Annotated in this window: 21 protein-coding genes; 7 read left to right on the forward strand and 14 right to left on the reverse strand. The window is 41.5% G+C overall.

Features of this window, described 5'->3' with window-relative positions:
• Positions 1-16 precede the first annotated feature (16 nt).
• The 7 genes from HMPREF1321_RS06550 to HMPREF1321_RS06575 all read right to left on the reverse strand — a co-directional run bounded on the left by HMPREF1321_RS06550 (position 17) and on the right by HMPREF1321_RS06575 (position 8429).
• Entirely contained in the window at positions 17-697 is a 681-nt protein-coding gene (locus HMPREF1321_RS06550) for an ABC transporter ATP-binding protein (RefSeq protein WP_009421911.1), read from the reverse strand.
• Positions 698-1243 carry a Smr/MutS family protein gene (locus HMPREF1321_RS06555; protein WP_009421900.1) on the reverse strand — a complete coding sequence of 182 codons (546 nt, stop codon included), beginning with the start codon at positions 1241-1243 and terminating at the stop codon, positions 698-700. It abuts the gene before it with no gap.
• A 36-nt stretch (positions 1244-1279) separates the two neighbouring features.
• A complete protein-coding gene (locus HMPREF1321_RS11600) occupies positions 1280-1480 on the reverse strand; it encodes a hypothetical protein (protein ID WP_009421888.1) in 201 nt (66 codons plus the stop codon).
• 74 nt (positions 1481-1554) lie between these two features.
• Positions 1555-2727, reverse strand: coding sequence for a nicotinate phosphoribosyltransferase (gene pncB / locus HMPREF1321_RS06560; protein ID WP_009421917.1), 1173 nt, complete (start codon positions 2725-2727; stop codon positions 1555-1557).
• Positions 2728-2928: 201 nt separating this feature from the next.
• The gene (locus HMPREF1321_RS06565) at positions 2929-4122 is read right to left on the reverse strand and encodes an aspartate aminotransferase family protein (protein ID WP_009421923.1); all 1194 of its coding nucleotides are present in this window, start codon (positions 4120-4122) and stop codon (positions 2929-2931) included.
• Positions 4123-4151: 29 nt separating this feature from the next.
• On the reverse strand, positions 4152-6557 hold the full coding sequence (locus tag HMPREF1321_RS06570; RefSeq protein ID WP_009421908.1) for an FtsK/SpoIIIE family DNA translocase: 2406 nt from the start codon (positions 6555-6557) through the stop codon (positions 4152-4154).
• Between the two features lie 105 nt (positions 6558-6662).
• On the reverse strand, positions 6663-8429 hold the full coding sequence (locus HMPREF1321_RS06575; RefSeq protein WP_009421894.1) for an ABC transporter ATP-binding protein: 1767 nt from the start codon (positions 8427-8429) through the stop codon (positions 6663-6665).
• 581 nt (positions 8430-9010) lie between these two features.
• Here HMPREF1321_RS06575 and topA point away from each other — a divergent pair.
• Positions 9011-11488, forward strand: a complete 2478-nt coding sequence (gene topA / locus HMPREF1321_RS06580) for a type I DNA topoisomerase (RefSeq protein WP_009421909.1) — start codon at positions 9011-9013, stop codon at positions 11486-11488.
• Between the two features lie 75 nt (positions 11489-11563).
• Here topA and rpe read toward each other — a convergent pair whose 3' ends face one another.
• The 7 genes from rpe to HMPREF1321_RS06615 form a co-directional block, all read right to left on the reverse strand.
• Positions 11564-12214 carry a ribulose-phosphate 3-epimerase gene (gene rpe / locus HMPREF1321_RS06585; RefSeq protein WP_009421877.1) on the reverse strand — a complete coding sequence of 217 codons (651 nt, stop codon included), beginning with the start codon at positions 12212-12214 and terminating at the stop codon, positions 11564-11566.
• Positions 12215-12288: 74 nt separating this feature from the next.
• On the reverse strand, positions 12289-13761 hold the full coding sequence (gene sufB / locus HMPREF1321_RS06590) for a Fe-S cluster assembly protein SufB (protein ID WP_009421889.1): 1473 nt from the start codon (positions 13759-13761) through the stop codon (positions 12289-12291).
• 160 nt (positions 13762-13921) lie between these two features.
• Positions 13922-14476, reverse strand: coding sequence for a TlpA family protein disulfide reductase (locus tag HMPREF1321_RS06595; protein WP_009421918.1), 555 nt, complete (start codon positions 14474-14476; stop codon positions 13922-13924).
• Positions 14477-14595: 119 nt separating this feature from the next.
• A complete protein-coding gene (locus HMPREF1321_RS06600; protein WP_009421924.1) occupies positions 14596-15069 on the reverse strand; it encodes a DinB family protein in 474 nt (157 codons plus the stop codon).
• A gap of 4 nt (positions 15070-15073) precedes the next feature.
• Positions 15074-17362: a DUF5682 family protein gene (locus tag HMPREF1321_RS06605; RefSeq protein WP_009421887.1), complete on the reverse strand. Its 2289-nt coding sequence runs from the start codon at positions 17360-17362 to the stop codon at positions 15074-15076.
• On the reverse strand, positions 17355-18209 hold the full coding sequence (locus HMPREF1321_RS06610; protein WP_009410596.1) for a hypothetical protein: 855 nt from the start codon (positions 18207-18209) through the stop codon (positions 17355-17357). Before HMPREF1321_RS06610 ends, HMPREF1321_RS06605 begins: the two co-directional genes overlap by 8 nt.
• Before the next feature lie 144 nt (positions 18210-18353).
• The gene (locus tag HMPREF1321_RS06615; RefSeq protein WP_002673505.1) at positions 18354-18833 is read right to left on the reverse strand and encodes a Dps family protein; all 480 of its coding nucleotides are present in this window, start codon (positions 18831-18833) and stop codon (positions 18354-18356) included.
• Positions 18834-19627: 794 nt separating this feature from the next.
• Between HMPREF1321_RS06615 and HMPREF1321_RS06620 the strand changes: the two genes are divergently transcribed.
• The 6 genes from HMPREF1321_RS06620 to HMPREF1321_RS06645 all read left to right on the forward strand — a co-directional run bounded on the left by HMPREF1321_RS06620 (position 19628) and on the right by HMPREF1321_RS06645 (position 25684).
• Entirely contained in the window at positions 19628-20416 is a 789-nt protein-coding gene (locus HMPREF1321_RS06620; protein WP_009421880.1) for a tetratricopeptide repeat protein, read from the forward strand.
• A 3-nt stretch (positions 20417-20419) separates the two neighbouring features.
• The gene (gene ribH, locus HMPREF1321_RS06625) at positions 20420-20905 is read left to right on the forward strand and encodes a 6,7-dimethyl-8-ribityllumazine synthase (protein WP_009421899.1); all 486 of its coding nucleotides are present in this window, start codon (positions 20420-20422) and stop codon (positions 20903-20905) included.
• Positions 20906-21000: 95 nt separating this feature from the next.
• The gene (locus HMPREF1321_RS06630) at positions 21001-21714 is read left to right on the forward strand and encodes a DUF4294 domain-containing protein (RefSeq protein ID WP_009421893.1); all 714 of its coding nucleotides are present in this window, start codon (positions 21001-21003) and stop codon (positions 21712-21714) included.
• 55 nt (positions 21715-21769) lie between these two features.
• Positions 21770-23074, forward strand: coding sequence for a cation:proton antiporter (locus HMPREF1321_RS06635; protein WP_009421915.1), 1305 nt, complete (start codon positions 21770-21772; stop codon positions 23072-23074).
• 14 nt (positions 23075-23088) lie between these two features.
• Positions 23089-24924, forward strand: coding sequence for a GNAT family N-acyltransferase (locus HMPREF1321_RS06640; protein WP_009421906.1), 1836 nt, complete (start codon positions 23089-23091; stop codon positions 24922-24924).
• 13 nt (positions 24925-24937) lie between these two features.
• Complete coding sequence (locus tag HMPREF1321_RS06645) at positions 24938-25684, forward strand: hypothetical protein (protein WP_009421878.1); 747 nt, start codon at positions 24938-24940, stop codon at positions 25682-25684.
• Positions 25685-25688: the final 4 nt, after the last annotated feature.

Below are 25688 nucleotides of genomic sequence, written 5' to 3' on the forward strand. Positions count from 1 at the left end.
GCTGCAAAGATACTACCTAATTTTGGAAAGAATTGGGAATAATTATCCGTCCATCTACCATCACCAGCTTTCTATCTGCCATAGTAGCCAATTCTTCATTATGGGTGACAATTACAAATGTCTGCTGAAACTCATTGCGCAGTTGGAAAAAGAGTTGGTGTAGTTTTTCAGCACTTTCGGAATCGAGGTTGCCACTGGGTTCATCAGCGAATACTACCGAAGGGTGGTTCATCAGGGCGCGTGCTACCGACACTCGTTGTTGTTCGCCTCCTGAAAGGGCATTGGGCTTATGGTCGGCACGCGAGGTGAGGTGCAAAAAGTCTAAGAGCTCCATCGCGCGCTTTTCGGCTTCTTTCCTGCCTACCCCTTTGATGAGTGCAGGAATGCAGATATTCTCCAAAGCAGTGAACTCGGGCAACAACTGGTGAAATTGGAAGATAAATCCGATATGTTCATTGCGGAATTTTGCCAAGGCTTTGGAGGATAACGACAATATATCCGTACCATTAATCACCAACGACGATGGCTTATCGGTATCAGGACTGTCCAAAGTGCCTAAGATGTGTAACAGGGTAGTTTTTCCTGCTCCTGAGGCACCTACTATTGATACAATTTCGCCTTTGGCAACGTTCACCGATACGCCTTTGAGCACTTCTAAATCTTTATAGGTCTTATGAATATTGGTAGCTTGAATCATTTATTTGGCATTTTGATAGATATATACTTCGGTAGCGCCTATGCCGTATTTGGCATATTCGGCATCGTAGAAAGTAACATTAGAATAACGTCCTAACAGGAATTCTAATTCGGTGCGCAACACACCTTCGCCTACTCCGTGAATAAACACTACCCGCTGGATACGCTGTGCAATGGCAAACTCTAACTGCCGACGAGCGGTTTCGAGTTGTAGGGTGAGCATATCGTAATTGCTCATATTTTTTGTAGAGTCAATCAGTTGCTCAATGTGCAAATCTACTTCCATTGGAGGGATGTTACGCTCTTTTTTAGTGAGTGGCGATTTGTTTTTGCGCTTGCTCACCACATCTTTGCGCAAACTTTCTTCATCTATATTTGTAAAAGCACCTTTTAGAGGTGCTTCTTCTTTAATAACAATTATTTCCTCAGGGCGAAAAGCGAGCTCAAACCCCTCAGTAGTAAGCACAGTTACCTGCTGAGGTGTAAGGCGCACTATGTGTCCTTTAATGGTATCGTCTAGTACTTCTATGTAATCTCCTATGTTCACTGTGTCAATTTGTAAATTTGCTAATTTGCCAATTTGCTAATTATCTTCTGGGTTTCTTATTTTCGTCGCTGGGTCTTGAAAGTCTTCCTCATTTCTTGAGGATAGGTTGCGCGAAATGCGATAGATACCTATCATCAGTAGGCTTATACCTATGATGAGCAATGCTTGGTCGTATTTGGGAAAAAGATAACGCGACAGTGCTACCAACACCCCTAAAATCATTAGTATGTAATTCATTTTTTATCAGGTTTTAGGTTTCAGGTATCAGGTATCAGGTGTCAGCCTAAAACCTGACTCCTGACACCTAAAACCTATTTAATTGCCAATATTCCTTTTGCGAGTTCAATCATTCTTGGGTCGCCCGTGTGCTTATTAGGCTCGTCTGAAAGTTTTACAGTAGGTACCCACTCGTTATCGCTGGTAAGTACCCCAGTGAGCTTCATCACTATGTTCATCGGACGTAAGCCTACATCATTAGTGAGGTCGGTACCTATCCCAAATGAAATACCTATTTTACCTTTACAAGCTTCGGTAATTGCTTGTACTTTCTTAGGGTTAAGTCCGTCAGAGAAGATAATGTATTTTGATAGTGGATCTATACCCATTTTCTTGTAGTGTGCTATTGTCTTTTCGGCAAAGACTATAGGGTCGCCACTATCGTGACGCACACCGTCGAACAACTTGCTAAACTTCTTGTCGAATTGCTTGAAAAACACATCGGTAGTATACGTATCGGATAGTGCTACCCCAAGGTCGCCACGGTACACATCCACCCAGTGTTCGAGAGAGAGTGCATTAGCCATTTTGTAGCTGTACTCAGCTGCGTGGAACATAAACCACTCGTGAGCGTGAGTACCTATGGGTTTTACCTTGTATTTCATCGCAAAATGCACGTTGCTGGAACCTATAAAGGTTTGGTTGTAGCCTTCCATTAAGGTATGCATCACGATGTCGTGTACGTGATATGAATGGCGACGACGGGTACCAAACTCGGCAAATACCACTTCTAATTCTTTGTATAACAGTTCTTTTTCACGAGTATTGGCTATCACCTGCTCGTCTGTCCAAGCGGTCGCTTTGGTGAGTTTATAGAAGAGCTCGCTAATTATAGAAAGTAGGGGCACTTCCCAAAGTATCGTACGATACCAATAACCCTCAACAGTTACCTGCAAGTCGCTACTGTTTTGTTCGATATGCACTTCCAAAGGGTCATAGCGATACCCTTCCAAAAAGTCTAAATACAGCGGACTCAAATAGGGGCAGTTATCTATCAAAAACTGCTTTTCGGCTTTGGTAAGTTTCAGTTTTGCCATATTGTTTACCTCTTCTCTCAAAGCCTCAGCAAAGCCATCGGGGAATTCGTGTTTGCCACGGTTGATAAAAGTGTAACGTGCCTTGTTTTTAGGAAATAATTGCACTACGCCACATTGCATAGTGAATTTGTAAAAATCGTTGTCTAATAATGAGTTTAGGATTGCAGACATATATTTTCAATTAACAATTTACAATGGATAATTAGTAAGTTCAAAAAACTTATTTTGGGCAAAGATAATAAATAAATTGCAATTATAACCGATTGCTTCCTAATTCTATTCCACCTATTTTTCGTCTTAGCTTCGGTTTAGATTCGCCTTAGGTTCGCTTTAGCTTCGATTAAAAAGAAATTAAATGTAGATAGTAATCATTTAGAATGATTTCTCTACCTGATTCAATGCTTCCAAGATAATATCACAGCCTTCTTTTATTTCTTCATCGGTGAGGGTAAGTGGAGGAGAAAGTCGTACGGCACGGTGTTCAAACAAGAGCCAATACACAATGAGTCCCCTATCTTGACAGTAATTCACTACAAAATCGGCGATTTCGGCAGTCTTAACGATAACCGCTAACATCAGTCCTTTACCGTTCACGCTTTCAATGAGTGGGTGTTGCAAATACTTGCGGAAGAGTTTTTCTTTCTCTAAGGTTTCAGCCATTAGGTCGGTAGTGAGTAGCTGGTTGAGGGTTGCCAACGAGGCAGCTGCTATTACAGGGTTGCCTCCAAAGGTAGTGATATGCCCCATTTTAGGACTGTGCGCCAAGAGTTGCATACGCTCATACGACGACACGAATGCCCCTACCGGCATACCGCTTGCCATACCCTTGCCTATTGCGATAATATCGGGGGTAAAGCCATAGTTTTGGAAACCAAAGAGCTTGCCGGTACGTCCGAAACCTGGTTGTATCTCGTCGATGATAAGCAGGGCGCCTACTTCTTCACAACGGCGTTTTACCTTGATAAGATAGTCGTTTTGGGGTTCGATAAACCCTGCTCCCCCTTGGATACTTTCCAAGACCACACCTGCCGTACGTTCGGTGATTTTCAGGATATCGGCTTCGTTGTTGAACTCTATAAAATCTACATCAGGAATAAGCGGACGATAAGCGCGTTTGCGTTCTTCATAGCCCATTAGGCTCATCGAACCTTGTGTATTGCCGTGATAAGCGTTTTTGGCAGCGATGAGTTGAGTTCTTCCCGTAGCGCGTTTGGCTAATTTTACTGAGCCCTCAATAGCTTCCGTACCGGAGTTTACCAAATAGGTAGTATTGAGTTCAGAAGGTAACTGCTCAGCAAGGAGTTTGCAGAAGTCTACTGCTGGTTTTTGTACGTACTCGCCGTATACCATTACGTGCATATAGGTAGCACACTGCTCTTGGATAGCCTTCACCACCGCAGGGTGACAATGCCCCAAAGTGCAAGCCGATACACCTGCTACAAAATCTAAATAACGCTTGCCATCGGTAGTATAGATATAGCTACCCTCGGCGCGTTCTACCTCCAACAATCGCGGATAAGGTGAGGTGGGGGCTTGATATTTTAAAAAATCGTGTTGTTGATTCATACTTTTGATTCTTAACTTTTCATTTTTCACTATTGCCCGTCTAATAATCTATCCAAGCTTACAATGTCTTGAATGAGCACTTGTCTTGCCTTACTGCCTTCAAACGGACCTACTACACCTGCGTGTTCTAATTGGTCGATGAGGCGACCCGCGCGGTTGTAACCTAATTTCAGTTTGCGTTGCAAGAGGGAAGCCGAACCTTGTTGGGCATTCACTACCACTTCGGCAGCTTCGCGGAACATAGGGTCACGCTCCGAGGGGTCGAAGTCTAAATCTACACCCTCTCCCTCAGGTCCTACATACTCAGGAAGCAAGTACGCATCGGGGTAAGCGCGCTGTGCCCCAATAAAGTCGGTAATGTGTTTTATTTCGGGGGTATCTACAAAAGCACATTGTATACGTACGGGTTCATTTCCTTGCGAGTAGAGCATATCACCTCGTCCAATGAGCTGTTCTGCTCCCGAGCCGTCCAAGATGATTTTAGAGTCTATTTTAGAGCTTACCTTGAAGGCAATACGCGTAGGGAAGTTGGCTTTAATAATACCAGTAATCACATTGGTCGATGGGCGTTGAGTAGCGATAATCAAGTGAATACCAATGGCTCGGGCAAGCTGTGCCAAGCGAGCGATAGGGAGTTCCACCTCCTTGCCTGCTGTCATTATCAGGTCGGCAAACTCATCTACCACCAATACGATGTAAGGTAAGAAGCGGTGTCCCTCGTTAGGGTTGAGTTGTCGCGCTTTAAACTTAGCATTGTACTCTTTGATGTTGCGCACTTGGGCATTTTTCAGCAGTTCGTAGCGGTTGTCCATCTCTATACAGAGGGAGTTCAGCGTGTTCACCACCTTTTTATTGTCGGTAATAATTGCTTCTTCACTATCGGGCAATTTAGCGAGGAAGTGACGTTCTATACGCTCAAATATCGAGAGTTCTACCTTTTTAGGGTCTACTAACACAAACTTCACTTCGGCTGGGTGCTTCTTGTAGAGTAGCGAACTGAGCACTACGTTTATCCCTACCGATTTACCTTGTCCGGTTGCCCCCGCCATCAGTAAGTGAGGCATTTTGGTAAGGTCGGCTACAAAAGTTTCGTTGCTAATTGTTTTTCCGAAGGCAATAGGCAGTTCCATTTCGGCGTGTTGGAATCGCGGTGCGGTAATCATCGTGCGCATATACACCATTGTAGGCTTCTTGTTTGGTACTTCAATACCTATCGTACCTTTCCCTGGAATAGGTGCGATAATACGAATACCAAGTGCTGCCAATGAAAGGGCTATGTCGTCTTCTAAGTTCTTGATTTTTGCAATACGTGTCCCCGCTTCGGGTACAATTTCGTAAAGAGTAACGGTAGGACCTATGGTCGCCTTTATCTTCTCTATTTTAATTTTGTAATCGTTTAGCGTTTGTACGATTGTATTCTTGTTTTCCTCCAATTCCTCTTGGTTAATAACAATACCACTGTCTTTGGGGTCGTCTAAGAGGTCGAGTGTAGGGAAACGGTAATCGCTAAGTTCTAACGTTGGGTCATACTCTCCATAGTTCTCTACCAATTGCTTAGCCAGAGCCTCGGGGTCTATTGCCTCTGTTGGCTGAGTAGGCGTTACCGTAAAATCAGGTTGTTCCTCTTCGGGAATATTAGTGATTTCCAATCCTCCCTCTTGTCCATCAAGGCGCGGAATTTCCTTTTTATGGGTAAAAGGGTCTAACTTTTCGTTTTCACCCTGTGGAATGATAAAGTCTAAATCGCCCTCATCAGTAGTAAATTCTATGGAGTTAGGCTCTTTTTCTATACTTTCAAAGCTGTTTTCCTCCTCATCGCCTTGCTCCTGTTCTTCTTCTCCTTCGCGTTTCAGTTTAGAAAATGTGTTTTGGAAGAAAGCAACAGCCTTTTCAGTAGTGAGATTTAGTTTGAAAATGCCATAGAGTACCACTATAAGTACCAAAAGGAGTATAGTGCCCAATTTGCCCAAATAGTCTTGTAGAAAATGGTTTAGTTCATAGCCCGAAACACCTGCTAATATAGTAGCTTTCCCTCCCAAAAATCCTAAGGCGGTTGAAGTGAATACCATTAACAGAATCCCCCAGAACCAGCGGTTTAGCAATGGCTTTTTCATATTTAGGATAAGTTTCATCCCTGAGAGAAATAGAAGCCACACAGGAAAGATAACTGCCAGTCCAAAACCTTTATATACAAATAACTGCCCCAAATAGGCTCCTATCTTACTGCCTATATTGTCAGCAATTTCTTCCCGATTGCTCAAATCTGCCCATCCACTTTGGTCAGTCTGCCACGAGAAGAAGAATGACGAAAAGGTAAATACCAAATACAGCGATAGCAGTACTAAAAATACGCCAAAAGCCAATTTGCGCTGTTGAGGTTTATTAGTATCCTTCTTCTTCTTTTGTGTTTCTTGTGGTTGTTTCTTTTTAGCCATTTATAGTTAAGCGTTTTTTCAATTAAATTTTATGTAACGTCAGTTCAATTGCCTTTTACCTACTTGATTCTGAACCTCATTTATTCTAATTTCTGAGACCCAGTCTCACTCCTTGTATTTCACTTCTTCCAAAAATTGCACCTCATACAAGTTGCGGTAATAGCCGTTTTCTATTTGCAACAACTCCTCGTGATTGCCTATTTCCACTATCTTCCCTTTGTCTAACACTATTATTCTATCAGCTTTTTTCACGGTGGTAAGGCGGTGTGCAATGATGATGGACGTGCGCCCTTCGGTCATCTTATCGGTAGCCTCTTGTATGAGCTTTTCCGAATGCGAATCTACTGAAGACGTTGCCTCGTCCAAAATAAGAATTTGTGGTTTGTGTACATAGGCGCGCAAGAAAGCTATCAGCTGGCGTTGTCCTGCCGAAAGCATAACCCCACGCTCTTTCACGTTGTAATGATATCCCTCTGGCAAACTCATCAAAAAGTTGTGAACTCCTATACTCTTAGCAGCCGCAATCACTTCTTCTTCGGTGATAGCAGGATTTTTCAAGGTGATATTGTTGTAAATACTATCGGCAAATAGGAATACGTCTTGCAATACGGTAGCAATGTGCTCTCGTAGCGAACTGAGGGTATACTCCTCAATGTTCACCCTATCGATGTAAATCGCCCCCGAAGTCAAGTCGTAAAAACGGTTTAGCAAATTGGTGATAGTGGTCTTCCCTGCACCCGTTGCTCCTACAATCGCAATGGTTTCGCCTTCTTTTACCTCAAAACTAATGCCGTGCAAGATTTCTTCTCCTGCTACGTATTCAAAACGGACGTCTTCAAACTTAATATTACCTTTCACCTCCTTCAACTCTTTCTCACCTCCAGTTTCAGTATCCGTTTCAGTATCCAAAATAGCAAATACGCGGTCAGAAGCGATAATGCCCATCTGCAAAGTGTTGAACTTATCGGCTATATGCCTAATAGGTCGGAATAATTGTTGTGAGAGCTGTATGAAAAGAAAGATATTCCCTAAGTCGTACACGTTATCTCCTATAATTTGCCGACCGCCAAACCACACAATCAGCGCAATGGTAATCGATACACACAAGTCGCCAATCGGAAAGAAAATAGAGTTGTACCATATCGTTTTCAGCCACGCCTGTTTGTGTTTCTCGTTTATCTTTTTGAAATTCTCCAATTCTTCGCGCTCTTGCGCAAAAAGTTGTAATACTTTAATACCCGAAATGCGCTCTTGTACAAAGGCGTTTAGGTTTGCCACTTGGTGACGTACCTCCACAAAAGCAGCGTTCATTGAACGTTGAAACCAACGCGTAAAGTACAAAATAAGAGGCATCGTAGCATAGCTGATAAGCGCCAATTTCCAATCAATCACAAACATTACAATCGTGATAACAAACATTTTCAGTAAATCGCTTGCCATCTCAAAAAGCCCCGAACTGAAAATTTCGCCTATCCGTTCCATATCGTTCACTGCACGCGTTACCAATACCCCTATGGACGATTTGTCAAAATACCGCATCTTAAAGCGCAACAAGTGCGCAAAAAGCTTTTCTCGCACATCGCGTATTACCGTTTGCCCCAGCCAGTTAGAGTAATAAGAAAACAGAAACTGCATTGTTACTTCCGCGCATAGTAAAGCTATGAGTATGTACACAATGCGCACTAAACCCTCGTAATCCTTAGGAGTGATATAACTGTCAATCGCTACTTTTATCAGGTAAGGTTGTGCGGTCGAAAAGATAGACGATAGCACTGCAAAGAGAGCTACGGCTATAAATACCCCACGATAAGGTTTTACAAAGTGCGACAGCTGACGAAAAGTATGTTTAGTCCGAGATGTTTTTTCTGACATTGTTTTCTTTTAAGGTGGCAAAATTACGAACTAATTCCCAAATCCCCAAATTTAACACTCGTCATTTATTCCCTGTTCCCGTCATACTCCCCCTAGTGCCTATGCCCTAAGGCCTAATGACTATTTCTCTTTCTTTCGCCTCGAAACCCCGTTTTTAACATTTTTAGCGTTGTTGTATTATATTATGAATCAACTATTTATACACTTTTTCTATACCAATCGTCCAAGATTCGTATAAGCTTCCTATAAGCTCTCTATAAGCTAACCCCACCCATCTTACAGCTTTTTTTCACCAAAAACCCTTCCTCACCTCTTCCGAATTACTCCGTTTCCTTCCGAATCCTCCAACCCTCCACATTTGCTAATTTTCAAATTTGCTAATCTGCTAATTTTTCCCCGCCCGTCGTGCTACGACTGCCTGTGCGGCTCACACCTTTGGCAAAGTTGATTATTGGCATTCCCGGTATTATTGGCATTATTGGCATTATTGGCATTATTGGCATTACTGGTTTTTTCGTCATTTGCTATTTCGCAATTATTTTGTACTTTTGCACCCAATAACTCAAAAAACAAACAAGCGTATGGCTAAGAATGTAGTGATTGTAGAGTCGCCTGCCAAGGCTAAAACCATTGAAAAGTTCTTAGGTAAGGACTACAAAGTAGTGTCCAGCTATGGACATATTGTCGATTTGCCCTCCAATGAACTGGGCGTAGATATCCAGCACGGTTTTAAACCTAATTACCTCATCTCTAACGACAAAAAAAATCTTGTAAAAGAACTCAAAGCACTCACGTCCAAAGCCGAAGTAGTATGGCTCGCTTCCGATGAAGACCGTGAAGGAGAAGCAATTGCGTTTCATCTTTCCGAAACACTCAAACTAAAAAAGGAAAATACCAAGCGCATCGTTTTTAACTCCATTACCAAATCGGCAATTGAAAACGCTATTAAAACCCCTCGTGGTATCGATTATAATCTGGTGAATGCTCAGCAAGCACGCCGTGTGCTCGACCGCCTCGTGGGCTATGAACTCTCTCCCGTTCTGTGGAAAAAAATTAAAAGCGGACTATCAGCAGGACGCGTTCAGTCGGTAGCAGTACGCCTTATCGTAGAACGCGAACGCGAAATACAAGACTTCAAAACGCAATCCTCTTACCGAATTACTGCCGAATTTATCACCTCAGAAGGCAAAGTTGTAAAAGCCTCTTTGCCTAAAAATTTCGACACACAAGCCGAAGCTGAAAACTTCTTACAACAGAATATCGGAGCGCATTTCAAAGTGCAATCATTAGAAACCAAACCAGCTAAGAAAATGCCTGCGCCCCCCTTCACTACTTCCACCCTCCAACAAGAAGCCGCACGCAAACTGCACTTCTCAGTAAGCAAAACAATGACGGTAGCCCAACGCCTCTACGAATCTGGTTTTATAACCTATATGCGTACCGATAGCGTGAATCTTTCACAAGAAGCGCTCAACACTGCCAAAAACGCTATCATACAACTCTTCGGAGCTCAGTACAGTCAAGTCCGCAATTTCGCCACTAAAAGCAAAGGCGCACAAGAGGCGCACGAAGCCATTCGTCCTACCGATATGAGTCGCACTTCTATCTCTGCTGAACCCGACCAGAATAAGCTATACGAACTGATATGGAAACGCACCCTTGCCTCACAAATGGCAGATGCTCAAATAGAGCGCACTACCGTAAAGATAGAAGCCGATAAGCACAAAGAATACTTCATAGCCAATGGCGAAATGGTACAGTTCGATGGCTTTTTAAAAGTGTATTTAGAAAGTACTGACGACGAGGAAGAAGAACAAGAAGGAATGCTCCCCAATCTCAAAAAAGGAGAAGCTCTTACGCATCGTTATATTACTGCTACCGAGCGTTTCACTCGTCCACTACCTCGTTATACTGAGGCTTCGCTGGTGAAAAAGTTAGAGGAACTCGGTATCGGACGCCCATCTACTTATGCTCCTACCATTTCTACGATTCAAAACCGCGGATATGTGGAACGTAGCACACTCGAAGGTGAAGTGCGCCCCTATCAGCAACTCACCCTTGCAGGCAATACTATCAAAACACAAACCCTTAGCGAACGAGTAGGTGCCGATAAAGGCAAGCTTGTTCCCACTGATATAGGTAGTGTAGTAAACGATTTTCTCGTTTCCCATTTCGATACGATAATGGACTATAATTTCACTGCCAAAGTAGAAAATAGCTTCGACGAAATAGCCGAAGGCACTGAGAATTGGACAAAGATGCTCACACAGTTTTATAACCATTTTCACCCCGTAGTAGAAAATGTTGAAAAGCATACAGGTCGTGAAACAGGTGAACGCGTGCTGGGTACCGACCCTAAATCAGGTCGCCCTCTCAGCGTACGCTTAGGTCGTTATGGAGCTATGGCACAAATAGGTAATCCCGACGATGCCGAAAAGCCTATTTATGCAAGTCTATTGGCAGGTATGTCTATTGAAACGATTACTTTTGAAGAAGCCCTCAAACTTTTCGAACTTCCTCGTCAGTTAGGCATTGTCGATGGTAAGAATGTAGAAGTGAATGTAGGGCGTTTCGGACCTTATGTGCGCTACGGCGATGCTTTTATATCACTTGATAAAGGTGAAGACGTTTTCAGTGTAACTCTCGAGCGGGCTAAGCAACTCATCGGCGAGAAGAAAAAAGCTGACGCTCCTATTGCCACCTATCAAGGAGTGGAAGTTACCAAAGGTGTAGGTCGTTTTGGTCCCTTTATTAAGTGGAACAACACTTATATAAACGTTACCAAAAAGTACAATTTCGACCGTCTTAGTCAGCAAGATGTAGAAGAACTTATAGAGGATAAACTCAAAAAAGAATCGGAAAAGGTAGTAAAAGAATGGGACGAAGGAGCTATCCGTATAGAGAAAGCCCGCTGGGGACGCTTTACCCTCCTCAAAGGTAAAACCAAAGTAGAACTCCCCAAAGACACCGATATAGCAACTTTCACCAAAGAACAAGCTCTTGCCCTCCTTACCGAGAAAGAGCCTAAACCTAAAAAAGCCCCTTCTAAAAAGAAATAATACAATAATAATAGGCTATCAAAAAGATAATATTTCTTTCTTGATAGCCTATTATGTATCATAAAATAAGTATTTTTATAATACTGTTTTTTTCAATTCTGCAATCGTTTGGGTAGGGTTAGTAGCATTGAAGATAAAACTGCCTGCTACTAAGGCATCAGCACCTGCCTCTACAAGTGCTTTGGCATTCTTTAAACTCACTCCACCATCTATTTCTATAAGTGCGTGTGCCCCTACTTGTTCAATAAGTGCTTTAGCTTGACGCACTTTCTTATAAGTATTTTCAATAAATGACTGTCCACCGAATCCAGGGTTCACACTCATCAGCAAGAGTACGTCTATATCTTGAATAACATCTTCTAACAAAGCGACAGGTGTATGCGGATTGAGGGCTACCCCTGCTTTCATTCCTTCTGCTTTAATTGCTTGTATAGTGCGATGCAAGTGCGTACACGCCTCGTAATGCACAGTAAGTATATCACTACCGAGCTTAGCAAAAGTGCTAATATAGCGGTCGGGGTCAATAATCATCAAGTGAACATCTAACGGTTTGGTAGCGTGTTTGTGAATCACTGAAAGCACGGGCATACCATAAGAGATATTAGGCACAAAAACACCGTCCATAATATCGATATGAAACCAATCGGCTTCGCTGGCGTTTACCATTTCCACGGCTTGTTGCAGGTTGCCGAAATCGGCAGCTAATAATGAAGGAGCGAGAATCATATTTTTAATGTTTAATGATTAATGTTTAGTGATTTATTTATGAAGCAAAAGCAATTTTTAGTATACCATCGTCATTAGCCAACACTGCCCTCTAGTGAAATCTCTAGGAGTTTTTGAGCTTCAACAGCAAACTCCATTGGCAATTTGTTAAGCACTTCTTTGCCAAAGCCATTTACGATGAGTGAAATCGCTTTCTCGGTATCAATACCCCGCTGATTGCAGTAGAAAATCTGGTCTTCACCAATCTTAGAGGTAGTAGCTTCGTGCTCTATTTGAGCAGTAGGGTTTTTAGCTTCTATGTAAGGAAAAGTGTGCGCTCCACAGAGGTTACCCATCAACAGGGAGTCGCATTGAGAGAAATTGCGTGCATTTTTAGCATTAGGCACTACTTTCACCAATCCACGGTAGCTATTTTGTGATTTTCCTGCCGAAATACCCTTAGAGATAATCGTAGATTTGGTGTTATTGCCTAAGTGTATCATCTTAGTACCTGTATCGGCTTGTTGGAAGTGGTTAGTAACCGCAATAGAGTAAAATTCGCCTATAGAATTATCCCCTTTGAGTACTACTGAAGGGTATTTCCAAGTAATAGCAGAGCCTGTTTCTACTTGTGTCCACGATATTTTGGCATTTTTCTCAGCCAAAGCGCGCTTGGTTACGAAGTTATATACACCGCCTTTACCGTCTTTATCACCAGGAAACCAGTTTTGAACGGTAGAGTATTTAATTTCGCCTCCCTCCATTGCGATGAGTTCTACCACTGCGGCGTGCAATTGGTTTTCGTCGCGTTTGGGCGCCGTACAACCTTCGAGGTAAGAGACGTAAGCTCCTTCATCAACAATGAGGAGGGTTCGCTCAAACTGTCCTGTTCCTGCTTGATTGATACGGAAATAAGTAGAAAGCTCCATAGGGCAATGCACCCCTTTGGGTACATAACAAAAAGACCCATCAGAAAAGACTGCTGAGTTAAGAGCTGCGTAGAAATTATCGGTTTTAGGTACGACGGTACCAAGGTACTTACGCACCAAGTCGGGGTGTTTTTGTATCGCTTCGGAGATAGAACAGAAGATAATGCCTCGTTCTGCTAATGTTTTTTGAAAAGTGGTTGCTACTGAAACGGAGTCCATCACTACGTCCATTGCTACGGCAGGTTTTTCTTCTTCTACTCCCGCAAGGCGTTTTTGTTCTTCAAGAGAGATACCGAGTTTTTGGAAAGTTTCCAATAGCTGAGGGTCTACCTCATCAAGGCTGTTGAGTTTAGGTTTCTGTTTAGGAGCAGAATAATAAGCAATATCTTGAAAGTCGGGAGTTTCAAACTTGAGATTTGCCCAATGAGGAGGCTCTTCCATCGCTTGCCACGCACGGAAGGCTTCTAAGCGCCAATCGGTCATCCACTGGGGTTCGTTTTTCTTTTTAGAAAGGGCTATTACCACTTCCTCGTTGAGCCCTTTAGGAAAAGTTTCTGATTCGATATCTGTATAAAAGCCGTATTTGTATTCGCTGTTTTCTAATTCTTCTTTAAGTTCTTCTTCTGTATATTTAGTCATAATTGCTTTTAGATAAGAGGTAAGAGATAAGAGGTAAAAACTCCTCTTATTTATACCGAGATGCGATTTTACAAAGCGCAAAGATAGTACTTTAAATTGAATCTAAAATACTATCTTTATAATTATTTTGTTTGAGAGATAGAGTTTGCCTATAGTTAAGCTATTGGGTAAGACTGTCTAACAACTGATGTACTGCATCACTATTCCAGCGTGCAATGCCGTCTTTCTGAGCGCGTACATAACCGTTTCTATCTACTATGTAACCTGCAGGAATCTTATCGGGGTCAAAAGGTTTTTTAGGAGCTTCGATAATGAGGTAGGTAACTTTGAAATGAAAATTGCGCTTTTGCATCATTTCATCTACTGGCTCGGGAAGCTCATTGGTGATGATGTAAAAATCCACTTTATCCTTATAAGCATCGTAGAGTTTTTCGACTGCATAAAGATCGGCTACACTGATTTCACGCCAAGAAGAGAAGAAGTATACAAATGATGGTTTCTTACCTTCGGTTTGGGAATAGTTAAACTGCACATTATTGCGGTCTTTTAGTTGCCAATCGAAGTCTATTTTACGAGCTTTATCAGCGGGAATAATATCTACCGAGCCGGCGAAAATACGCTGTAGTAATATCTTACTTTCGTACCCCAAAGGAGTTACAAAGAAAGAGAGCACAAAAAGAATAAGTAGTAGGTTGAGTATGGTACGTTTTTTCATAAACTAATTTTATTGATAGCGATTGCAAAGGTAATACTTTTTTTCTAATTGGGAAACTTACTTCAATATCAGAAATCAAATAGCTTTTCGTGTTACTCATCTATTTAATTTATAATCAATTACTTTTTGCTTCCTGTAATTGCACATTTTAAAGCTAATACACTCCCCAAATGTACTCCCTCGTGTGAAATATTGAAGTAAATAGCTTCTTCAATAGTATTGAGTTCGTACTCTATGCCCGTTACATAATGATTATAATGCTTAAAAATTCCTTTTTGATAATCAGTTTCGAGCCAATTTACAGTGCTGATGAGAAGCTCTTTTAGTTCCTCTATCTCGGCAGAAGTAGGGATATGCCCATCAGGAATGGTGCCTTTGCGATAACGCTCTACAAACTCAGGGGTGAGATAAGTAGGCAGGTCGCTATTGGCATAGCAATAATTTTGCTGGGTAACCACGCAGTGAGCGAGATTCCACAAGATATTGTTTTTAAAGCCCGCAGGAATGATTGCTAATTCTTCGGGGGTAAAGCTATTGAGCAATTTGAGTTGTCGCTCACGCAATTTTCGGTATAAAGTAAATACTTCTTTCATATATTTAAAAATCAAAATCAAAGTCGTTAAGTTCATCTAATTTAGTACTCTCTTCTTCCGTAAGCGCTTCTTGCAAGAGTTCGGCAGTAGCTTCTTTACCAGTACCCCAAAGGTCTCCTAAAAGTTCAGCGATACTGTTCTTTTGGTTGGGCTCAAAATCGGAAAAAGCACGGCGCAAGAACACTACCGAGCGCATAAACTGCTCTTCGTCCAACTGCCGTACATAGTTGTCTAACTCTTGCCATATAATCGTACGCGATAACAATGCGTATCTATTTCTTCCTGAAAAGCCTTCAAACCACGAAGCTCCTAAATCGGCGGGGACACCTGCTGAAAGACGACGAGACACTTCTTTGCCACATTGTTCTTCAGTAGCTAAATTGTGCTCTAACAATATAGCAAAGGCTACCCCCGAGAGCTTGGTGTTCACATCATCGCGCCACGCAAGGTGGGTGAGTTCTTTTTGCCACGTTTCGGTATCTACCAATTCGTATTGCTGTTCGGCTATGAACTCCATAGTATTGATAGCTTCTACAATTTGTTTAGAGGCTTTGTCATCACAAGATGAAGCATCTATCAGTAATAACGAAGCACGGAGGAAAAGCTGTTGCAAGATAGGTTTCAGCGGTTCGAGATTGAACTGACGCAGGTCGCCATACTGTATAAGCACCGAGAGCTCGTGTGCAGCAAAGGCAGTTTCGGCAAAACTATTACTATCTACCAAAAGGCGTTGCAAGGTGCTGAGCGCATTGCTAAAAATATGCGTAAGCTGACATTCGCAAGCCTGCCTAATGATTTTAGCTACTACTGAAAGGTCGGTGCTTTCGTTGAGCTGTTCTTTAAGTACAAAGGCGGTTGCTATTTCAAGAGTTTCACCTTTAAGGTTAGCTTCTACGATTTCTATTTCGACCTCAGGACTCCACTGCAACACCCATTTCTCTGCCCACGAGGCTTTATCCTGCTGTACGTGCTGCTGAGTGGCAAAGTGAATGCCCAACACTTCCAAGCGATGAAGGAATGTAGAGCGATTTAGGTCTATAAAAGCAGCTTCTTTGGTCTTTACTTTTAAGTTCTCACGCAGGTCGAGGGTGAGGTCTTGCGCTACTGCCGATTTGTAGTTAGTGAGCTTTAAGCGTTTCAGCTCTTGGTTCATATCCTCTTGTACAGGCGTCTGACTCACCCCTTCGGGTAATGCTCCAATAGCCGTACCGATATCTACCTTATTGATAGCTTCGGCTACCACAGCAAGGTCTCCCCCGCCAAAACAAGTAACCACTGCATCGTGGAGGTCTTGCAACACAGGGTAAGAACCACCTTTCATAGCCGAAAGCACATTGGCAAGGCGCACCGCTTCAATTACGCTAGCAGAAGAGGCATTTTGCCCTTGATCACGCAAGATTTTGGCTACTTTGGTGAGATAGACAGCTGAGAGCTGATTGAGGGTGTTTTCGTGCATCGCTTGCCACATCAGTTCAAAGTAATAAGGAGCCGTATTGCCCGCTCCGTACCCCGTACGACTGCTGAGACGCAAATAGGAATAAGGCATTAGGGTGAGTTGAGAGGTAGCTTTGGGAAGCTTTTTGAGCTCGTCATCAGTCATAGCAGGTAGGCTGTTTTGGATACCTGATAAGTGGTAAGCCCCTACAATTACTACTATTTCTTCGGGTTTGAACTCGGTGCAAGCCTTAGCAATCTCACGTTTCATATATGCCTCACGAATGAGATTATACGAGAAATCGAAAGGCGCGTCTTCATATTCTTTATCTATGACCATTTGGCGCATTTCACCCGATTGTAAGGCAAGTGTGGGTGCAAAAGCATCGGGATTGAGATTGTGTTCAAAATGGCGTTCCCAATAATCTTCATAGTCGGTTTCGCCCCCCTCTTCGGCTATTTGCTTGTAGAGGGTATTGTGGTAGAGATAAAAATCTTTGGCTTTTTCGGCTTCTTCCTCAGTGCGTTGCTCCTGCTTCAATTTCAGCATATTCTCCGAAGGCAAATCGATGAAACGAAGTGTTACCTTCTTCTTTACTCCCCAACATATTGCTTGATATTCGGGAGAATAAGACGCAAATGGATAAAGCACTGTTTCGATAGGCAATTCGGTAGTATAACCCAGCATAGCGATAGGAGGTTTTACCCCTTTTTGCGCTATTTGAGACATCAGAGGGGTAGCATCGGCAGGACCTTCGATGAGAATACACTTGGGGTTGTTTTCCTCTAAGAAGGCAATTAAATGATAGGCTGCCGAAGGCGACAGATGCCTTACACCGAAAAAGTGAATGTTATTCATAATAACTGAGGGTGCGTTCTATAATTTGTCGGGGTTCACCATTGATGAAGGTCGTTTTGGCAATCCAATTACCTCGATTATCGTATTTATACTCGTAAGTCGCTACATTCTTCTGTTTTTGAGGTAGTTTATTTTCTGCTTGTAGTTTGATACAATCTCCTTGACTATTGTACTTTTTGGTAGTAATATTCACCAACTTATTGTCTTTGTCGTAAGTGCGATTACGTTCGGCTAAATGCTGTTTATTGAACTTGCTTTCTACCCTTTGCAACAGATTGCCCTGAGCATCGTAGTAGCGCATCTCGACAGGGTCGCCTTGTTTGTTGTAAGTATAAGCTATGGTAGACTCTAACTGATTGGCGTGATAAGTTTCCTCTTTTAGCACTTTGCCATTGGTATCTACTTGATAGTTGTAATGCGTTTTTAAGAAGCCCCCAGGTGAATAGGTCGCATCTTTGATAAGATAACCTTCGGGGTTGTAGACATAAAGAGTTTTATCGGAATTGTAACGGGTTTCAAACAGTTGCCCTTGCGGATTGTAATAGTATTCCATACGACTGTACAACTCACCGTTTTTGAAGAAAAAACGCATTTGAGTGAGATATCCATTGGGGTTGAAATCTTTTTGAAGATTGTCGAGATTACCTATCTTGACTACTGTATCCAAATCGCGGTCGATAGCTCCTTTTACGAATGTTTTTCCTTGGGTAACTACCTCATAAGGGATACTGCGCTGACTTTTCACTTTTCCTTTGAGTCCTGAGAGTTCCCAATCGGTAGGGGCTTTGTGTTGAGCGGTGAGGATAGTGGTTGCGATAAATAGGATAGATGTGATTAGATATTTCATTAGTTATGAGTTAAAAGTTATGAGTTATCAATTAAGAGTTATGAATTGTGCAAAGGTAGGGATTAATTATGAATTGGCAAAAAAAGAAAGAGGAATTGATTATTTTTAGTCAATCCCTCTTTCTCGTTTAATCAAAATTCAGTATTAAATTACTTCATTGAGGTAGGCTTTGAGCATCCAAACGGTTTTCTCTTGTCCGGATATAAAGTCACTCATTAAAGAATTAGTACCTTCATCACCTATTTCATCAGAGAAGTTCAAAAGTTCTCTTTCCAAAGGTAATAAAGTGCTAATGGTATTGATTATCAGGCGTACGGTTTTATCATCGTCGAAAATGTTTTCGCCTACGGGAACAGAAGTGTGCTTTACATAGCTTTCGAGAGTGTGAAAAGGCACGCCACCGAGGGTAAGAATACGCTCAGCTATTTCGTCGACTTGTTCTTGTGCGGTATTATAAAGTTCTTCGAACTTCACGTGTAGTTCAAAGAAGCGTTTTCCTTTTACGTTCCAGTGTACACCGCGCAAGTTTTGATAATACGTTTGATAATTGGCAAGCAATACATTTAGCAAGCTGATTTCTTTTTCTACTTTGGCTTTATCAAGCCCTAAGGTATTTAAACTCATAATTTGTTATTTTAAAAATTCTACGGTGCAAAGGTAGCAGTTTTTTTGCAAAGAAGAGCTACTAGATTTATAGATTTTTTTAATTATAGAATAATAGTAATTAATAGTAGAGAATGAGAGAATGAGAAAATGGGAAAATGAGAAAATTAGCAGATTAGTAAATGAAGGCGGAGAAAAACGAAAGATTTCAGAAGAAGGTTAAGAGGAATTTTGATGAAAAAAGGCTATGAGAAGGGTGGGGGTAGCTTATAGGGAGCTTATAGGAAGCTTATACGAATCTTGGACGATTGGTATAGAGAAGGTATGTAAAAAGTTGATTCATAGTATCATACAACAGCACTAAAAATGTTAAAAACGGGGTTTAGAGGCGAAAGAAAGAGAATCCTCACCCCGTTCACATACTCTCCTATTCGGAGACTTCTCCCAAGGAGAGGGGGGAATATGGCGACGGAAAGAGAATAGGCGGGTTGGGAAATTAGAGAATTAGAAAATTTGGAAATTAGCAAATGGAGTGGGAGGTTCTAGCTCTTAGGGCATAGGCAATAGGGGAGTATGACGGAAAAGAGAAATTAGGGACGAAAACATACCCCTTTAAAGAGGGAGTGTGGCGACGGAAAAGTGAGGAAATGAGGAATGACAAGGGACGAATGACGGAGGAGATGTGGAGAAAATTTGCCGTATATTAACTAATAGATAAAATGGGAAAAATGACTGATGAGTAAATAATTTTTTGTGTTTTGCTTTCTAATTAAAATAAAAGTTGTACTTTTGCCGAACTTTAATGAAAATTATATATGGCAACTTACAAAAAGAACAACAACCGACCTAATAGACAAAAAGATACCGAGCATTTAGACGAAGCACAACAGGCTCAATTACACAAAGAAAGTACTACTGCTGAGGTGTTTGATGCCCTCGATGCAGGCGCTACTCGCACCGAAGATTGGGTAAAACGCAATCAGAAGATTATTATTGGAACTCTCATAGCCGTAGCTGTCATAGGCTTGGGTTATTTGCTTTACCAACAGTTTGTGAAAGCCCCTAGGGAAAAGAATGCTGCTAATGAGCTTTTCTTTGCACAACAGTTCTTCGATGAAGCGATGGAAGCTACTGATGCTAGAGCGCAGGATTCCCTCTTTAAAGTGGCTATCAACGGTGGAAAAGGAAAATATGGATTTAAGCAAATTGCCGAAAATTACAGCGGTACCAAAGCTGCTAACCTCGCTGAGTACGGTATGGGTATGGCTTATATGCGTTTGCGTGACTATAACAACGCAATAAATTACCTTAAAGAGTTCGACTCTACCGATGATATTTTCGGAGCTTTGGCTTATGGAAATATAGGTGACGCTTACCTTCAACAAAAAAATAACGCTGAGGCATTGAAATATTATATCAAAGCTTTTGAACATAGCAAAAATGACTTTGTAACTCCGTTATACCTGAAAAAAGCAGGGATAGTAGCTTCTTTGCAAGGTAAAAAAGACGATGCCTTGAAATATTACGAGCGCATCAAAGACGAGTACCCTACCTCAGAAGAAGCACGTACTATCGATATCCTTATAGGGAAAATTAGTCAATAATTAATGGCAACAGAAAACAAAAACTTATCACAATACGATAAAAAAATAATCCCAAATGCGGAATCTCTTCGCTTTGGGATTATTACTTCTCAGTGGAATGAGCAGGTAACTTACGGAATGCGCAATGGTGCTATTGATACCCTTAAAGATTGTGGTGCTATTGATGACAATATACTCTTATGGGAAGTACCAGGTAGCTTTGAATTGGTGCACGCTGCCAAGCGAATGCTCGATACTACCGAGGTAGACGCTATTATTGTAATAGGCTGTGTGATACAAGGAGAAACTCGTCATTTCGATTTCGTGTGCCAGGGTGTTACCCAAGGTATTGCCCAGCTCAATGCGGAACAAAGTGAAGTACCTGTTATCTTCTGCGTCCTCACTGATAATACCTTCCAGCAGTCGCTTGACCGCAGTGGTGGTAAGCTCGGTAATAAAGGCGTAGAGGCGGCTATTACTGCAATAAAAATGGCGGTGTTAGGGAAGTGAAAAGAGAAAAGTGAAACGTAAAAGGTTGGAACAATTTTTGCAATGCAAATGTTGTTAAAGTCGTTAGATTTTAAAAATAAATAAAGAAAATCAGAATGAAATACATCATTGCATCTATACAACATTACCTTTTATTTACTTACCCAGCTATCGCTGTTTTTGTCTTTTACCTTTTACCTCTTACTTCTTTCTCGCAGAAGCGTGATACTATTTATATTTTTGACCAACAATTTTATTCAGGAGATACTATTCGGCTTGCTGAGGTAAGTGTTTTTGGTAAAGAACATTACTTTGGTGATGCAGAAGCTCAAAAGCGCTATTTGCTACTCCGCAGTAGGGTGAAACGCGTGTATCCGTATGCCAAAATGGCTGCCGACCGGCTCTATACAATGGAACGTACGATGGATACTATGCAAAATAAACGACAAAAGAAGGTGTACGTAAAACGCACCCAGCGCTATATTGAAGACCACTTCACCGACGAACTCAAAAAACTTTCCCGCTCGCAAGGGCGTATTCTCATTAAACTCATTCACCGCCAAACTGGAAAAACGGCTTACGAATTGGTAAAAGACCTGCGCAATGGTTGGAATGCTTATTGGTATAACAAAACCGCGTGGCTGTACGACCTTTCTCTAAAAAAAGGCTATGACCCTATGAATGTAGAAGAGGACTATTGGATAGAGGAAATTATCTTGCGGGCTATCAATAGTGGTGAATTAGAATACCAAACCCCAGCTTTACTATATAACTTCTCAGACCTTGTAGAACAACGACAGAAAAGACTTCAAAAGCAATTAGCAAATTAGCAGATTTGCAAATTAGCAAATTATTTGTACCTTTGCCGAAAATAAAATAGTACTAATGGAGTTATACTACGCTTTTTCAGTAATTATCGTTTTAGCAGCCTTGTTTTCGTACGTGAATGTTCGCTACGTAAAACTGCCTATGACCATAGGTATTATGGTGATTGCTATGATGATATCGGTAGGCGTACGTCTTTTCGGAGGTGAAGTATTTACAGGGCTTGCACACCGTCTTGAATCGCTTTTACAAGGCTTTGACTTCACCGAAATACTGATGGGAGCAATGTTGAACTTCCTTCTCTTTGCAGGAGCTCTCCACATCAATATCAACGACCTTAAAAACTACAAAATCTCCATTTTTACTTATGCAACTATCAGTGTAGTACTTTCGGCTTTCTTTATATCAGTCTTGCTGTACTACATTGCTCCTTTGGTAGATATCCATATTCCTTACGTTTATTGTCTGCTTTTTGGTACGCTTATTTCCCCAACTGACCCTATTGTGGTGTTGGGAGTACTCAAACAAGTGAAAGTACCTAAACGTATTGAAACTAAGATTACGGGTGAATCGCTTTTTAACGATGGGGTAGCGGTAGTAATGTTTGCCGTAGTGCTGAAATTGGCTACTAATAGCACTTTTGAGCCTTCGTTCTTTGCTATTACTAAGCTCTTTCTCTTGGAAGCAGGAGGAGGCATTTTCCTCGGAGTGCTCTTGGGATGGATAGCTTCTCAAATGATGAAAAAAGCCGATGACTATCACGTGAGTGTACTCGTCACTTTGGCAGTGGTAATGGGTGGTTTTCTTATCACCAAAGCATCCCACGTTTCTTCGCCTCTGGCAATGGTAATTGCAGGACTTTTTGTAGGTAATGTAGGCAAGAAAGCCAGCAGTGCAGAGAATAAAGATTACCTTGAAAAGTTTTGGGCAATCATAGACGAGATTATGAATGCTATCTTGTTCCTATTCATAGGATTTGAGATGCTACTGATAGACAATCTAACAGAGCAGTTCCTTTTAGGCGGGGTAGCTATTCTCGTATGCCTCTTGGGGCGTGCACTGGCGATTTATATTCCTGCCAAAACGATATTACGCAAGGTAGCTACCTATTCGCGAGGCTCGCTCATCACAATGGTGTGGGGGGGTATTCGCGGGGGAGTATCTATCGCCTTGGTACTCTCTATCCCTGCTGATAAAGGAGGATTTAAAGAAACACTGTTGCAAATTACTTATATTGTAGTATTGTTTTCCATTTTAGTACAAGGTCTTACCGTAGGCAAAGTGGCTACCAGAGCCTTGTATCGCGATGAGGTGATGACACGCTTGAAAAGAATGAAACAACTGCAAAAAGGGAAACAATCATAAGACTTTAAAGAAGAATGAGAAAGCAAAAAGATAAAGGATTGGTAAGTGCCAAAGAAGTAGCCAAAGCGATTAATATTGATAAACTTGGCTTCTTGGGTACTTTTGGAGGATGGGCACTGATGAAGTTGCTCCGTATCTCCAAGCTCAATGCTATTTACAACCGAAATAAACACTTTGAAGGGTTAGACTTCCTAAACAAACTGTTAGATGAGTTTGAAATAAAGTTCGAAATACCCGAAGAGGATTTTAAGAATATCCCCAAAGAAGGGGCTTTTATCACCATTTCTAACCACCCATTGGGGGGAGTTGATGGTATTCTGCTACTCAAATTACTCTTAGAAAAACGTCCTGATTTCAAGATTATGGCGAATTTTCTCTTGCAACGTATTGAGCCTTTAGCGCCTTATGTATTGCCGGTAAACCCCTTTGAAGACCGCAAAGATGCGAAATCTAGCGTGGTGGGCTTTAAGCATACCATTGCACACCTCAAAGAGGGCAAACCCTTAGGTCTTTTCCCTGCGGGGGAAGTATCGGTAACCAAAGAGGGGCAACTGATGGTGGATAAGCCTTGGGAAGAGGCAGCTATGAAACTTGCTAAGAAAGTGAAAGTGCCTATTGTGCCTATCTATTTTCACGCCAAAAACAGTAAGTTGTTTTACTTCTTGGCAAGCATCAGTGATACGTTGCGCACGGCTAAATTGCCCTCAGAATTGCTTACACAGAAAGAACGCACTATTTATATACGCATAGGTAAGCCTATTTCGGTAGCTATGCAAGATGAGCATACCGATTTGGAAGATTTTACCGAATTTCTACGTAAGAAAACTTATATATTAGCTAATGCTTTAGAGCAAGATAAGAAGTTTTTACCACTCACTAACGTGTTGAAATCAAGCAAGAGCGGTAGCAATCCTCAACAGATAGAAGCGCCTATCAAACAAGACCTCATAGAGAAGGAAGTTGATAACATCACCAAAAAAGATTACCGACTGCTCAAAAACAACAACTACGAGGTATTCTTAGCACCTTATCAAGAGATTCCTAATATAATGAAGGAAATAGGACGCTTACGTGAAATTACCTTCCGCGAAGTAGGGGAGGGGACTAACGCTTCGTCTGACTTAGATAAGTTTGACCTCTATTATCATCATCTTTTCCTTTGGGATAACGAAGCTAAGAAGATAGTAGGAGCTTACCGTATGGGCTTAGGGGCTGAAATATTTCCTAAATACGGCATCGAAGGCTTTTATACCCACGATTTGTTCCGTTTTGAGCCCGAATTATACGATATGATGAGTAAAACCATCGAGATGGGGCGTGCTTTTATCATTTCAGAATATCAGCAGAAACCTATGCCACTGTTTTTGCTGTGGAAAGGGATTGCTCACACCACTTTGCGTTATCCGGAACACTCATATCTGTTGGGTAGCGTGAGTATTAGCAACCAGTTCTCTGACTTTTCTAAATCGCTGATGATAGAGTTTATGAAGTCGAACTTCTATGACCCTTATATTGCACAGTATGTACGCCCTAAAAAAGAGTTCAAAGTAAAACTCAAAGACGAGGATAAAGATTTTATTTTCGACGAAACCAAAGCCGACCTCAATAAGTTCGACAAACTCATTGACGAACTCGAACCAGGAAACTTGCGTTTGCCGGTGCTCATCAAAAAATACATCAAACAAAACGCCAAAGTCATTGCTTTCAATGTCGACCCACTTTTCAACAACTCTGTAGATGGATTGATGTATATTCGCATCTCCGACCTCCCTGAAAGCACTATGAAACCCGTGATAGAAGAGTTTCAAGCCGAACTCGAAGCTCGAATGAAGAATAATGAATATGAATAAATATTAGAAACCAATGAAAAAGATATTATTTTTAGTAGCATTACTACCACTGACTCTTGTTGCACAAACTGTGATTGTGCCTAATCGTTATACTTTCCAAAAGGAAGATAATCAGTACCAGCTGAATGCACTTACGAAGTTTTTACTGGAAAAACAAGGTTTTAAAGCATATATGGAGAGCGAAGTCCCTGCTGAACTGCTTCAAAACCCCTGCGATGCACTGAAAGCCGACGTGAAAAACCAATCGAATATGATGACCTCTAAGGTGCAATTTATCCTCACCGATTGTGCTAATAAAACCGTCTTTACTTCCGAGATAGGTAAAAGTCGTGAAAAGGAGTTTAAGAAGTCGTATCAAGAAGCCTTGCGCAATGCCTTTGAAGGGAATGCTTTAGCAACTTTTAGGTCGGAATACAAAGCACCTGTTACTACTCAAACGGCAATGGCAACGCTTACTCCTGCACAACCTACTACCATAGCAAAAAGCAATACTCAAATAATAGAAGAAGACCCCTATATAGAATTTTTATATGCTAAAAAAGTAGATTTCTCATACGAATTGTATGATAAGAAGACTAATGAATTGCGTTATAAAATCAAACCGACTCTTACCCCGAATACATTCGTAGCTTATGATTTAAAAAATAATGAATTTGGAGTGCTTGAAAAGGACGGCTCCACATTCTATAAATTTACTTTGTTTAAAAAAATAGAGGATAGAGGTCATACATTTTTAGCAAATATCCAATTCACACTTTAACCCC

It is taken from the genome of Capnocytophaga sp. oral taxon 412 str. F0487 (assembly GCF_000271925.1).
In the GTDB taxonomy this organism is placed as follows: Bacteria; Bacteroidota; Bacteroidia; order Flavobacteriales; family Flavobacteriaceae; genus Capnocytophaga; species Capnocytophaga ochracea.